Here is a 13,714-nt window from a genome sequence, read left to right on the forward strand (position 1 = left end):
GTTCTTCTGGTTACTATCAATTACATTATTTGAATTAGATTGTTTTTCATGCACATATGAACTTGTTTTAAATTTTTCCTCTTTGTTTTTTCTTTTTCGTTTTTATCACTTAAGTTATTTGTTACAATTTTATAAAGCCCATTCTCCGTTACAATATTGAAATTACCATCGCTATCACGTATAACAGGTTCTTTCTCATTTGCATTAGATTTGATGAATGATATATACTTACCGGATAAATTATAAAATTGGTTATTTAAAACGGTTATTTTACCCTTTGAATCCTCAATAACAATTCCTTCTTTACCACCGAATATACTATTCTCTGAGACTACTAAATTATCACTAACTCGTAATAATTCAATATTTGGTTGTTCTGTTTCCTTAGAATTATTATTAATTACATTTTTTGTTACAGTAATATCTGATACTTTTCCTAAATATTCTGCACTATCTTTTGCAACTCGTATCGCTTTTGTTTTAGGATCGGCAATATTAAATATATTTTCGGCGATAACCACCTGTTTATTTAAATCTAATAGGTCTTTAGTGTTTTTATAGCTATAAGCATTTACTAAAGCTGCTCCGCTTTCTCGATAATGTACACTCTCTCCTTTAACTTTCTTATCAAAGCGATTTCCTTTGATTAATACATCAGTGAATCCTGTAAAACGTACACCTGCATACATCATGTTATCAAAATGATTATTTAAAATTTTAATATTAGAGGGGTTCTGTGTCGACAATGTTTGATAGTGTGTGCCAATTGCTGTTACTAATTCTCCAGATTTATCACTTTTGCCAAAATAGGAATTTTGAATAGTCACATTTTCAGATTTTTTCCCATCATCATTCAAGGCATAAGGAAAACCTTTTCTAGTTAATGGTTCAATCTGAATGCTCTCCTTACTTATGATTTGCCCATCCTTCATCGTTTTGGGTAAGGCTTGCCCAAGAAAACGAGAATTATCAACTAATACATTTTTCGAACCTGCAATTTGAATAGCATGCCCTTGATAACTATCCTTGAATGTTACATTTTTTATAGTTACGTTATTTGAATTCCCAATAGCAAATGCACCTGAAGAATTTATAAGTGGTAGATTTTTTGCTTTAGTTCCTTCTTCATTCAAAGCACCGTTCATATCAATAGTACCACCAGAATAACTAATATCTTCTGTTGGGCTCCATTCTACTTGCGCACCATCATCCGTAAATAAACCTGTCATAAAAACAATGGAAGGGTGATTCTTAATATTTATACCATTTAGAATTGTAGCTTTCTCATTCAATTCTAAGTGTGTATGACTTTTTAAAAAAACAATTTCTTTTACTAAATAAGTTCCTTCAGGAAAATATACATTTCCTCCACCTAGTCCTTTAGCTGCAGCATCTATTGTATCTTGAATTGCTTGACGATCATCATTAACTCCGTCACCTATTGCTCCATAATCTTTAACATTTAAAGCAGTATCTTCAAATTCTTTTTTGATAATTCTGTCACTTATAACATCTTCCTTATAACTCTTATTTTCATTAGTAGATGTTACTGTAGATTCAACTGTTCTGTTGTCTAATTGTGAATTAGAACGAATAGTACCATTAGAGCTGATACTATTAACACTTAACGAATTATCTAAACCATTAGTGGTTGAATTAGAGGCAATCATTTCAGCAGAACGATTCTGATTAACAGTTGGTGAATTATCTAAATCATTAGTAATTGCATTAGAAGACTCTTTTGTAGCCATCGGTGAAGAACTAGTAACAACTTCATCCGATAAAATACCTTGGCTTCCCAAAATTGAAATTGCCAATAGTACCGAGCAGGTCCCCACCTTTAATTTACGAATACTGAATACCTCATTAGGAACAAAATATTTCATCAGAACCTCCAATTTTTTTACTATTTTTTAACAATTGATTATTACTTTTCTTAAAATAGATAGAATGACACCGCTGTCATTATCTTTATCATATATTTTCCAAATTGAATTGTCAAGGAATAACACAAGAAAATATTAAAATTTATACTCTTCGGAAATCTCTTCAAACTAGGTCAGTGCCGCCTTGCCCTAAGTCTAGGTTACTGACTTGGTCAGTTCTATAGTAGATTGAAACTAGAATAGTACACCTCTACTTATAAAACATTGTTAGAAATCGATTTGACTATCCCGATCGATTTGTCCTATTCTTATTTCATTTTACTATATCTACAACCTCAAAGCAGGGTTTTGAGCTATCTATGGCCAACTTCCTAGTTTGCTCTTTAGCCTTCCATTCAAAAGTGATGCTATCTTTCTTAGCTTGAATATAAAATATCCCATTTACTATATTTAAATTTATTGATATGTTGTAAATTATAAATGAAAGAACAAATACCTTGTCATACAAGCATTCGCCAGGGATATTTACCTGAATATCGCTCATATGGCGGATTGAAACTAAAACACTACAATATATTTCTTAAATAGACCTTCTATAAAAGCTAGATTTAACCTCGATAAAAATAGATGCAGTGCTTCTAAAATACTGGAATAGGGCATATAGGTAATCGTAGACAAGTGTTTTATAGATTGTCTCGCAGGAGATCTAATGATGTATAGCAAGCATCACTAAACATATAGAATATCTGTATTATTATAATATCAACATGCTATAAATTCTATCATGCAAAAGAATGACTAGAACATGAAAGACAGGCACAAAACTTTGAACAATATTCTGAAAACAAAAAAAAGACGTGAGTTTCCACAATCTCACTCATGGAAACTCACGTCTTTCAAAAAATAGGGTGAATTGAAAACTAGAACAAGACACTAGATTTTCTAAATGATGTCTAGTAAGGATTCTAAATGCTACACTAAATTGCTCACATCTTATTTCAAACCACGGGACTCCCACAAGAAAGGAAAATCCTATAAAAATTCTCTCTCTGAGGAGAAAGGAGCCTCAACTACAGGTGTAAACTATTATCAATTGAAAACAACAGTTTTTACACTCAATTAGACTTTTTAGGGACAGGATCACTTTCGCTTGACTGTAGTTTGTCATTTTTTTGATAAAGTTAGCACTTTTTCAGAAACTGTTTTGAAAGTCTCAATGATATAGTCCACTTCTTCATCGCTTAATTTAGTGTGAAGAGGGAGCGTAATTTCATTTTCAAAGAAGGCATAGGCTCTTGGATAATTCGCCATATCAAAGCCAAGATTCTTATAGGCTGTCAAGAGCGGAAGCGGTTTGTAGTGTACGTTACTTGCAATTCCTGCTTTAGCTAATTCTTGGATGATAAGATTGCGTTCTTCTAGGCTTGCTCCTTTTACACGGGTGATGTAGAGGTGGCGTGAAGATTCGACAGTTTCAGTCTTGTGTGCCAAAGGATGGATGCGAGAACCTGCAAAACCACTATCATAGCGGTCCACAATGTCCTTACGGCGTTCCAACAAACTTGGATAGCGGTTCAATTGTACCAAACCAAGTGAAGCCATGATATCGGTCATGTTGCACTTATAGGCTGGTGTAACGATATCGTATTCCCATGACCCCAGTTGCATCTTGGCAAGAGCATCCTTAGTTTGCCCGTGAAGGGAAAGGATTTGGAATTCCTTGTACATCTCTTCGTCATCAATCACTGGATTGATTTTCCAAGTCGCACTTCCACCTTCTGCCGTTGTAAAGTTCTTAACGGCATGGAATGAGAAGGAAGTAAAGTCAGCGATAGAACCAGAAGGTTGTCCTTTATAAGTAGATCCCAAAGCGTGGGCACTATCAGAGACAATGACAATACGGTTAAAGGCCTTTTGCCACTTGCTTGAAGCGGTAAAGAAGTCACGTTTTTTCTCCACGACTTGGAACAAACGGTCATAATCGCAAACAATCCCTGCGAGCTCTACTGGGATAATCACCTTAGTTTTCTCAGTGATAGCTTGCTCCAGCAAGTCATAGTCCATCTCAAACGTATCTGCTTGGATATCTACCATGACAGGGGTCGCTCCTACGTGCGTGATGACACTACATGAAGCTGTATAGGTCATGGCTGGAACGATGACTTCATCACCAGGCCCAACTTCAAGCACACGCAAAATTAACTCCAGAGCGGCTGTCGCAGAGTTAAGGCAGACAGTCTTAGGCGTCTGTGTGTATTGGGACAAGCGACGCTCCAGTTCTTTGGTCTTAGGACCTGTTGTAATCCAACCAGAACGAAGGGTATCCGCTACTTCAGCAATTTCTGATTCCGTAATATCGGGTGGTGAAAATGGAATATTGTAATTTGGCATTGATTTGCTCCTTTTATCTGTACTCATTCTCTTATGACTACTTTATTTTAGCACCTCAAATACGGTTTGAAACATGATTTTGATGTCTCCAAGGAAACTAAACTCTCGGAGATAGACGAGGTTATAGCGCATCTTTTCAGGAAGGACGTGTTCGACATAGGCTTGGTCAACCGACAGACCTTTCTCCGTCATTTGACTGATGATAGTGTCCTCATCCTTGTAGTTGATGCTGGTTGGAGAGGTAATCCCTGCTGGTAAGAGCAAGGTCGCCATCATTTCAGGGCTATACCGCTCTGTGTAACGAGGCACTTCAGGTCGTGTACCGACAAAGGACATTTCGCCTTTCAGGACATTGACCAACTGAGGAAGTTCATCCAAACGCACACGGCGGATGAAATTACCAACCTTGGTAATGCGGCTATCGTTAGCAGAAGTCACCAGGCTCCCTTTTTTATCCGCATCCGTCACCATGGTACGGAACTTCCAAATCTTGAAAGGTCGATTGTACTGGGTCACGCGCTCTTGCTTGTAAATCACTGGCCCCTTGCTATCCAACTTGATCCAAATGCTCAAGATGAGAAAGATGGGTGAGGTCAGAACCAGTACTACCAAGGCTAGAACCCAATCCAAGCAACGCTTGAAAATCAGCGAACTCTTCCTTTTAGAGACAAGCTGGTAGTAAGACTCAACCTCGCTTGATTTCATTTCCACGGGCAAGTCTTCCCATTTCAGCATGCTGTTTCTCCTTTGTTTTTATTATACTATTTGTCAACATTTTTCATTATACCACAAAATGGAAAAGGCGGTGAAAGAAATCTGTAATTTGAAAGATTTCCTTCTGGTACTCAATGAAAATCAAAGTACAGCTTTTAGGTTGCAGATAAAGCTGACCTGGTTTTAAGAGATTTTCAAAAAATATTAAGACATAGCTCCTGCCTGCAAGCTATACATCTTGTGATAGGTCCCTCCCAAGGCCAAGAGTTCCTCATGTGTTCCACTCTCAATAATGCGCCCCTTGTCCAAAACATAGATGCAGTTGGCGTCTTGAATAGTAGAAAGGCGGTGAGCGATAGCAATAGTTGTTCGGCCCTGTCTCATCTTCGCCAGAGAAGCTTGAACCAAGCTTTCTGTTTCAGAGTCAATATTGGCGGTCGCTTCATCCAAAATCAGGATTTTAGGCTGGCTGGCAACTGTTCTGGCAAAGGCAAGAAGCTGTCGCTGACCAGTTGAAAAACTCGATCCACGCTCAGACACAGGGGAGTCGTACCCCTTAGGAAGTTCTTGAATAAAGGAATCTGCATCCACAAAGGCTGCCGCAGCCTGAACCTGATCATCACTGATTTCTTGGTACATGGCGATATTGGACTTAATAGTTCCATGATAGAGAAAGGGTTCCTGCAAGACCAAACCGATGTTTTTTCTCAGCTCTTCTTGACTGAAATCCCTGATATCCACATCATCCAAGAGAACTCTCCCTGACTGGAATTCATAAAAGCGCATGAGGACATTGATAATCGAAGATTTCCCCGAACCTGTATGACCTACAAAGGCAATGGTTTCACCCTTGTTGACCGAAAAAGAAATATCATCCAGAATAGGATGTTTGCCATCATATGAGAAACACACATGTTCAAAACGAATATTGCCTTCTTCAACCTCAACCTGACTATTTTCTTGAAGAGGCTCATAGGTTGCCTCGTCAATCAAGGCAAAGACACGGCCTGCAGACACCATAGACGTTTGCAGGGTTGAAAAGTTTTGCGTTACTTCAATCAGAGGATCAAAGAGACGATTGATGTACTGGATAAAAGCATACATAGTCCCGACCGTTATCCCGATAGAAAGACCACGGTAGCCAAAATAGGCCATTAAGACAGTATAACCTAGGAGTTTCAACAAACTCATAGCAGGGCGCAACAAGAGGGCATCAAAGGCTACAGAGCGGTTGGCATAGACCAAGTGTTCTTGGTTAATCTCATCAAATTCTGCCTGCTGGCGCTTTTCTTGATTAAAGACCTGGATAATCCTAATTCCTTCGATATTTTCTACCAGCTTACTATTGATATCTGACAAGAGACTTCTGGTTTTCTCGATAATCTTGACTGATTTTTTACGATAGAGATTGACCAAAAGGAAAATCAAAGGGAGAAAGAGCAGGACTAATGCTGTCAAACGAAAATCCAACACCAACATGGTATAAAGGGTTGTCAAAAAGATAAAAATTGCTGAGATAAAACTGGATAAAATCCCCGAAAACATATCACTGATTGTCTCGGTATCATTAGTCAAACGAGAGACGATAGAGCCTGCTGGCGTCTTGTCAAAATAAGACATGCCTAGCTTCTCCATATTGGCAAAGGCATCGCGACGAATATCCCTCACAATACTGTAAGACACCCGTACAAAGAGAAGATTTCCGACATACTGAACCAGAGTTTGCAGGATATAGAGACCATAGTAGGCCAGCAACACTGTCACAGCGAGTTGATTGAGATTGCTGAGATACTGGTCGATAAAGTGGGAAGCCACAAGGGGAATGACACTTTTAATGACCGTAGTCGCTAGGAGAAAGCTGAGTGCCAAAAAGGTCAGAAGACCATAAGGCTTGAGATAAGATATCAAGCGCTTCAATACAGCCCATTGTTCTTGTTTATTCTGCATCTTCTTCTCCCTTCATTTCCAGCTGCTGAGACTGGTAGGTTTGGGCATACCAGCCATCCAAAGCTAGCAAGTCTTCGTGCCTGCCTCGTTCGATGATTTGACCATTTTGCAGGACTAAAATCAAATCTGCATGGACAACTGCACTGAGGCGATGAGCCGTAATAATGGTTGTCTTGTCCTTTCGCGTCTCCTTAAGGTTGTCGATAATCGCATACTCTGTCTTGGCATCCACGGCCGACAAAGAATCATCCAAAATCAAGATATCAGGGTCTAAAATCATAGCCCGACTCATAGCCAGACGCTGCTTTTGCCCACCAGAAAGACTGACTCCCTTTTCACCAATCAACGTATCAAATCCCTGTGACATGGCTACAATGTCTTGGTAAACTTGAGCTAGCTTAGTCGCTTCCTCGACCGCTGAAATGGGCAAGTTAGGATTGCCAAAGCGAATATTGTCTAAAATCGAAGTCGCAAAGAGGAACTGGTCCTGAGGGACGTAGCCCATAAGACTACGAAGGTCTGTCAAACGATAATCGCGAATATCGTGACCATTTAGATAAATAGCTCCCTTATCCACATCGTACTCACGCAAGAGGAGTTTAATCAAGGATGTTTTCCCAGAGCCTGTCTGCCCAACCAAGCCCAGAGTTTGCCCTTTTTCCAAACTAAAGTGAATATCCATTAGCGTTTCCTCGTTTTCAAAAGCAAAGTTATCAATAGCATACTCCAAGCGCCCGTTTTCAATACCATCCAGAGGAAACTCGGAGTCTTTTACAGATGATTCCTGAGACAAAAGATTCTCAATCCGCTGGTAAGAAACCTTTCCTCGCTGAGTGATATTAAAGAGGAAACCAATAGCCATGAGAGGCCAGACCATCATATCCAAATAACTAATAAAAGTGACCAAATTTCCAACTGTAATCTGCCCCTCCCGAACCATCAAAGAGCCGACTAAGAGTGTTAAAACATAGGATAATCCAACAAACAAGAAAACCATTGGGTCAAAGAGTCTATCGTATTTCATGGTTTGGAGATTCTTTTGGAAGGTTAATTCATTGACTGCCTGAAAGGACTCCAGCTCATCTGCCTGATAACCAAAAGACTTGGTCACTTTGATACCTGATACAGACTCCTGAACCTTGTTATTGAGTTCAGAAAAGGCATCCTGTGACTCTCCAAAGACCTTATGAGTCTTTCTTCCCAAACGACTGGTCGCATATGCCATAAAAGGCAGGGGTAAAATTGCAACTAGAGTCATCTGCCAGGAAATGCTAAAGAGCATGGTCAGCAAAGTCACTAAAGCTGTAATAGAGGCATCCACCGCAGATATAACACCACCACCTGCAAGACTCGTCAAAGAATTGATATCATTGGTTGCGTGTGCCATCAAGTCCCCCGTCCGATAGGTTTGATAAAAGGCTGGAGACATCTTTGTAAAATGCTCAAACAAGCGAGACCTCATAATCTGCCCCAGACGGTAGGATGTCCCAAGAATATACATACGCCAAACATAGCGCAGATAGTACATACCAAAGGCCGCAAGAAGCAAGTAAAATAGGTAAATAAGTAGTTCATTCTGAATTAATTGCCCCGATGTGATAGCATCAATGATCCGCCCCATGACCATTGGGGGAATGAGGTTAAGGACAGAAACCAAGACCAAGGCCACAATTCCGACTAGATAACGGCGTTTTTCTAGCTTAAAAAACCACCAGAGTTTTTGAATAATGGACATAAAATTCCTTTCTAGTTCCAAATGGAAACCTGAGACTCCGACCCCAGGTTTTTCTTATTCATAGGTTACAACTGTAACGTCACCTTTGTCATACTCAGCGATAAAGATATTGGCTACATTGTCATGCCCTTGTTTGCCGAGATTATCAATCAACCACTCTTCGCTACAGCCAAGCGATTCCAAGACTTCTACTTGGATAACACCATCAGTCACAATTAGATACTTAGGATTTTCATCTCCCATTTGGACCACGATGAGTTGGTCATTTTGCTCCTGCACAGCTCGTTCAACTTGCTTCATCTGGAAAATCCCTTGGCTACGAAGTTTGAGGGTTACATCCACCCCAAACAAATCAACCGAACGACAGGCTTCTAGGTCAATCTTCTCATGTTTGATGAGGAGAGTTGGCTTACCATCAATCAAACATTTCACAAAACGAATATTATGAAGCCACTTGAGGGTCAAAACCAAAATAGTCCACATCAGTAAAATCACCTCGTACTGCAAAATGCTGATAGAACTATTGTAAATCACACCACCAATGATAGCACAGAGAACATAATTCTGAATTTAATCTGTCGCAGAGTTAGGTGCTAAGTTCCCCTTTCCTGTCACATTGATAACAAAACAAGTGAGAAGAGCCCCAAGGCCAGTTCGATTACAATTTCCATACAGTTGAGTGTCACTTGTTTACCTTCACCAATTCAATAACGTCTGTTTGATGCAATTCTAATTTCTTTAAAAGATACTTGTCTAATTCGCTCCCGTTCATAGCACGATAGACATTTGAACCTACCTTGACAAGCGCTCCATCAGTGGTAACTGAAGTATTTACGTAAACTTCTGATTTATCCACTCCCAAGTCTTTGGAAACGACCTCTATAAAATGAAGTGAAGTTTGAAATTGGTTGTTAGAGGCTTGATTGGTCTGGTATTTTGAAATTGTCACCAAAAGCATGGCTACTAAAGTCAAGGCTAAAATCATGACCAATTCCCGAAACTTAGTCCCCTTTTTATCTCGATAAGCTTTAAAAGCAAAAAAACCTGTGATAGCTAGGAGAATAATCCCAAAGCCAATCATGATTCCATTTTGCTGACTGATTTGGCTAAGAACATATTCATATGAGTAAAATTTCATTTATTTTCACGCCTTTTCATAAAATCATTCTTCATTATAAATGAAAGAGGGTGATTTTTCAAACCATACGTTGGGGAAATAGACATATCAGACCAACTTCTCAAACTAATGACTCCAGTAGCTATTTCAAGATTCTAATTTTGATAATTGATAAGAATAGACACTAGGAATTATCACTACAAAGAAAAGTGTCAAGAAGAATACCCAGTAAACATATAGTTGCACAAAGGAATTTAGAAACAATAACAATCCTCCGAATACCCAAATTTTCCCAGCTAGGCGATGCGTTTTTCTCCAGTTTTTATCATTCTCTAAGGTCCACGGTAGTCGAATACCGATTATATAATTTCGGTGTGTTTTTGGTAGATAATTTCCAATTACGATCATCACGACTCCCATAAAAATCTGAGCTAGTAGCCCACTCATCATGGAATAACCCAAAGATTCTCCGAAGATAGAAATCATTAATAGACAAGATACAAAAGGAATAATCCAGTAAATCAAGAGTTGTATTTTTGAACTGATATTGCTAGATTTAGGATCCTTAATCATTAAAAATAGAAGCAACCAATGCATCAAAAGCATGAGAGTCGGTAATCCAAAGATAGCAGACATTTTATGATTGTAGCCATCTGCTTGACCCAGTAGATTAAAATGAGTGGGTATCTCCTCTGGTAATTGATTCCAGAAAACACAACCTACAAGGGAAGGTAGTAGGATGAGAATGCTCGTAAATAATACCAATTTCTTATTGATTTTTATCTTCATCAAAATGATCTCCTTTCAGATCTGCTAACCAAACCATTATATCCTCTAAAACCGATGTATTTAACTCATAATAAATAAAGTTTTTTTCTTTCATTTCATGAATCAAATCCGCTGCTTTCAAAATCGTAAGATGGTGTGAAATAGTTGCACTAGTCAACTCAAATTGACTGGCAATTTCTCCTGCAGGTAATCTACCTGTTTTGAGTAAATTCAAAATCTCTCTCCTAACTGGATGAGATAAGGCTTTAAAGCTATTTGCAAAACTCATAATGACTCCTTTCCCTCTGTAATATTAGTAGGGCTAGGACTAAGCAAGGTAGAACTGATAGTATTCCTGTCGGTGATGGGCCTAAAATCAAGAGGCTTGAAACTTTTTCTCCTGGTAATTGAAAGAGTAACCCAATACCGGCAGTTGCATTGATTGCCCCATGAAATAGGGCAGAAGCCCAGATAGAACCTGTCTTTTCAAACAACCAGCTCAACAATATTCCTAGGCTAAAACAAAATAGAAACATAGCAACAACTCCCAAAACGGGATAAGAAAAATAAGATAGTCCATAATTATAGCCTTGCAAATTGATTGGTAGATGCCAAAGACTCCAAATGAGACCAAGCAAGACATGAGTCTGGACTATTGAAAAGCGTCCTCTTAGAGCTGGGTAAAGATAGCCACGCCAACCAATTTCCTCTCCCAATGCAAAGAAACTATTAAGAAAAGGAGCGTAGGTCAAACTAGCTAGGATTTGAATCAAGGCCAAGAAAGATAAGGGGAACGGTGATTGAAGGACTCCTTTTTCTTGTAAAATAGCTTGAATAGATTCAAAACCAAGGCTGAAATTGCTAGGGAATAGAAGAAAATAAAGTCCTGCTCCTAAAAAACTGATAACTGCTGGGAACCAGATAGCTAGTAAGTAAAAGCGCCAGTTCCTCTTGAGATTCACGACTAATTTAGATTTGATTCCACTAGGTTGATTCGTGATTTTCCCTAAGAGAAAGACTGCAAGCGCAGGCATCCACATGGCTACAATACTAGCAAGTTGACTCCATGGAGAATTTAGACCAACACCACCTATCCATAGTGCCAACCATATTATCCAAGCAAGGGCATAAGCCAAGACCACAAAAAGAAGGATTGTTCTCTTATTTGACATATATGTAACTTCACTTTCTATTTAGATGTTTTTCTAAATAACATTATACACCTTTCTATTCTAAACACAAGAGCTATTTAGATTTTTTTCTAAATAGTTTAGGGAATTTTTATTTTCTCAGGATAAAGTCTAAAGAGTAATTTTCAAACCATACGTTGGGGAAATAGACCTTTTTTTGGTATAATAAAATCTATAATCTGAATGAAAAAGGTAACTTTATGAAACTCATCTCATGGAATATTGATTCCCTCAATGCTGCCCTAACTAGTGACTCAGCTCGTGCCAAATTGTCCCAAGAAGTCCTACAAACCTTGGTCGCTGAAAATGCTGATATCATCGCTATCCAAGAAACCAAGCTTTCTGCCAAAGGGCCTACAAAGAAACACTTGGAAATTTTAGAAGAACTCTTCCCAGGCTACGAAAACACGTGGCGCTCTTCTCAAGAACCTGCCCGTAAAGGCTATGCTGGTACCATGTTCCTCTACAAGAAAGAACTCACACCAACTATCAGCTTCCCAGAAATCGGTTCCCCTTCTACCATGGACTTGGAAGGCCGTATCATCACGCTAGAATTTGATGATTTTTTCGTAACGCAAGTTTACACTCCAAACGCTGGCGATGGCCTCAAACGCTTGGAAGAACGCCAAGTCTGGGATGTCAAATACGCTGAGTACTTAGCTGGACTAGACAAAGAAAAACCAGTCCTTGCGACCGGTGACTATAACGTAGCCCACAATGAGATTGACCTTGCAAATCCTGCTAGCAACCGCCGTTCACCAGGATTTACCGACGAGGAGCGTGCTGGATTTACCAACCTTTTAGCAACTGGATTTACGGATACCTTCCGCCACATTCACGGCGATGTTCCAGAACGCTACACTTGGTGGGCACAGCGCAGCAAGACTTCTAAAATCAACAATACAGGCTGGAGAATCGACTACTGGCTGACAAGCAACCGCGTGGCTGACAAGGTGACCAAGTCTGATATGATTGACTCCGGTGCGCGCCAAGACCACACACCCATTGTCATGGAGATTGAACTCTAAGGAGAAAGCGAATGGACTATCAAGCTGTCATTCCTGAATTTGTAGTATCTGACATCGAAAAATCACGCCACTTCTACTGCGACCTGCTAGGATTCTCTGTCGAATACGATCGTCCAGAGGAGAAATTTCTCTTCCTCTCGCTTGAAGACTGCCAGCTAATGCTAGAGGAAGGAACCCCCGAGGAACTGGCTAACCTTACCTACCCTTTTGGAAAAGGTGTCAATCTATCCTTTGGTATAAAGGATGTCCCACAACTTTATCAAAAAGTGATGGAAGCTGACTATCCTATCCATCGTCCCCTGACAAAAAGAGAATTTCGAGTAGGAGATAACTTTATATATCCCCATGAATTTGCGATTTTGGATCCAGATGGTTATTTTTTAAGATTTAGCGAGTAGAATAATAAAGGTTTAGCAAAAAATATTTCAAATCAGAAAAAGGCATATTGTCAGGTCTTGAAAAATCTTGATAATATGTCTTTTATGATGAAAAAATCTTCTAATACTCTTCGAAAATCAAATTCAAACCACGTCAGCGTCGCCTTACCGTACTCAAGTACAGCCTGCGGCTAGCTTCCTAGTTTGCTCTTTGATTTTCATTGAGTATAAATGTTAGCCAATAAGTTGATTTTTCCCCATTTTTATTATATTTGTTCGTTTTTTAAACCAAAACACTAACAAAACAGTTGATTTCTAAAGTGATTTAGTGTAAAATAAAAACATTGGCTCAAGCCTATTTAAAATTGAATATCATTTTACTTGTTTATGTCGTGAATTGGCACGACGTTTCTACAAGGTGCCGGAACACCTAACAATAAGTAAGTCAGAAGTGAGGTATGGTCGTTTTTGCCATGCCTATTTTGGGGACTTACTTAGAGATTAAGTAAGTCCTTTTTCTATTTCTTGCTAGAAACTATAAACAAGCAAATGGATTGGCTT

Annotated in this window: 12 protein-coding genes, 1 pseudogene and 1 riboswitch; of the genes and pseudogenes, 2 read left to right on the forward strand and 11 right to left on the reverse strand. The window is 39.1% G+C overall.

The annotated features are described in order from the left end of the window. Nucleotides 1-20 precede the first annotated feature (20 nt). The 11 genes and pseudogenes from SPPN_RS08525 to SPPN_RS08580 all read right to left on the reverse strand — a co-directional run bounded on the left by SPPN_RS08525 (nucleotide 21) and on the right by SPPN_RS08580 (nucleotide 11,730). Complete coding sequence (locus tag SPPN_RS08525) at nucleotides 21-1,886, reverse strand: glycosyl hydrolase family 28-related protein (RefSeq protein WP_044012235.1); 1,866 nt, start codon at nucleotides 1,884-1,886, stop codon at nucleotides 21-23. Nucleotides 1,887-2,199: 313 nt separating this feature from the next. Beyond that, nucleotides 2,200-2,430, reverse strand: a complete 231-nt coding sequence (locus tag SPPN_RS08530) for a hypothetical protein (protein ID WP_001280259.1) — start codon at nucleotides 2,428-2,430, stop codon at nucleotides 2,200-2,202. 620 nt (nucleotides 2,431-3,050) lie between these two features. Further along, the gene (locus SPPN_RS08540) at nucleotides 3,051-4,277 is read right to left on the reverse strand and encodes a DegT/DnrJ/EryC1/StrS family aminotransferase (protein WP_001134541.1); all 1,227 of its coding nucleotides are present in this window, start codon (nucleotides 4,275-4,277) and stop codon (nucleotides 3,051-3,053) included. Nucleotides 4,278-4,319: 42 nt separating this feature from the next. Next, nucleotides 4,320-5,012, reverse strand: a complete 693-nt coding sequence (locus SPPN_RS08545; protein WP_000922216.1) for a sugar transferase — start codon at nucleotides 5,010-5,012, stop codon at nucleotides 4,320-4,322. 183 nt (nucleotides 5,013-5,195) lie between these two features. Continuing rightward, on the reverse strand, nucleotides 5,196-6,938 hold the full coding sequence (locus tag SPPN_RS08550; protein ID WP_001180122.1) for an ABC transporter ATP-binding protein: 1,743 nt from the start codon (nucleotides 6,936-6,938) through the stop codon (nucleotides 5,196-5,198). Continuing rightward, a complete protein-coding gene (locus SPPN_RS08555; protein ID WP_000022577.1) occupies nucleotides 6,928-8,673 on the reverse strand; it encodes an ABC transporter ATP-binding protein in 1,746 nt (581 codons plus the stop codon). Before SPPN_RS08555 ends, SPPN_RS08550 begins: the two co-directional genes overlap by 11 nt. Before the next feature lie 54 nt (nucleotides 8,674-8,727). Next, nucleotides 8,728-9,359 (reverse strand): annotated as a pseudogene (locus tag SPPN_RS08560) (DUF421 domain-containing protein). Further along, nucleotides 9,356-9,811: a DUF3290 family protein gene (locus tag SPPN_RS08565; protein WP_000675346.1), complete on the reverse strand. Its 456-nt coding sequence runs from the start codon at nucleotides 9,809-9,811 to the stop codon at nucleotides 9,356-9,358. The pseudogene SPPN_RS08560 and the gene SPPN_RS08565 overlap by 4 nt, the downstream one beginning before the upstream one ends. 126 nt (nucleotides 9,812-9,937) lie before the next feature. Continuing rightward, on the reverse strand, nucleotides 9,938-10,579 hold the full coding sequence (locus SPPN_RS08570) for an SdpI family protein (RefSeq protein ID WP_000694123.1): 642 nt from the start codon (nucleotides 10,577-10,579) through the stop codon (nucleotides 9,938-9,940). Further along, nucleotides 10,560-10,847, reverse strand: a complete 288-nt coding sequence (locus SPPN_RS08575; protein ID WP_000006513.1) for an autorepressor SdpR family transcription factor — start codon at nucleotides 10,845-10,847, stop codon at nucleotides 10,560-10,562. The genes SPPN_RS08570 and SPPN_RS08575 overlap by 20 nt, the downstream gene beginning before the upstream one ends. Next, entirely contained in the window at nucleotides 10,831-11,730 is a 900-nt protein-coding gene (locus SPPN_RS08580; RefSeq protein WP_000066794.1) for a CPBP family intramembrane glutamic endopeptidase, read from the reverse strand. Before SPPN_RS08580 ends, SPPN_RS08575 begins: the two co-directional genes overlap by 17 nt. 218 nt (nucleotides 11,731-11,948) lie before the next feature. Between SPPN_RS08580 and SPPN_RS08585 the strand changes: the two genes are divergently transcribed. After that, nucleotides 11,949-12,776, forward strand: a complete 828-nt coding sequence (locus SPPN_RS08585; protein ID WP_000767452.1) for an exodeoxyribonuclease III — start codon at nucleotides 11,949-11,951, stop codon at nucleotides 12,774-12,776. An 11-nt stretch (nucleotides 12,777-12,787) separates the two neighbouring features. Then, on the forward strand, nucleotides 12,788-13,174 hold the full coding sequence (locus SPPN_RS08590) for a bleomycin resistance protein (protein WP_000386213.1): 387 nt from the start codon (nucleotides 12,788-12,790) through the stop codon (nucleotides 13,172-13,174). Nucleotides 13,175-13,514: 340 nt separating this feature from the next. Next, nucleotides 13,515-13,610: riboswitch (purine riboswitch) on the forward strand. Nucleotides 13,611-13,714 lie beyond the last annotated feature (104 nt).

This window comes from Streptococcus pseudopneumoniae IS7493 (genome assembly GCF_000221985.1).
Classification (GTDB): Bacteria; Bacillota; Bacilli; order Lactobacillales; family Streptococcaceae; genus Streptococcus; species Streptococcus pseudopneumoniae.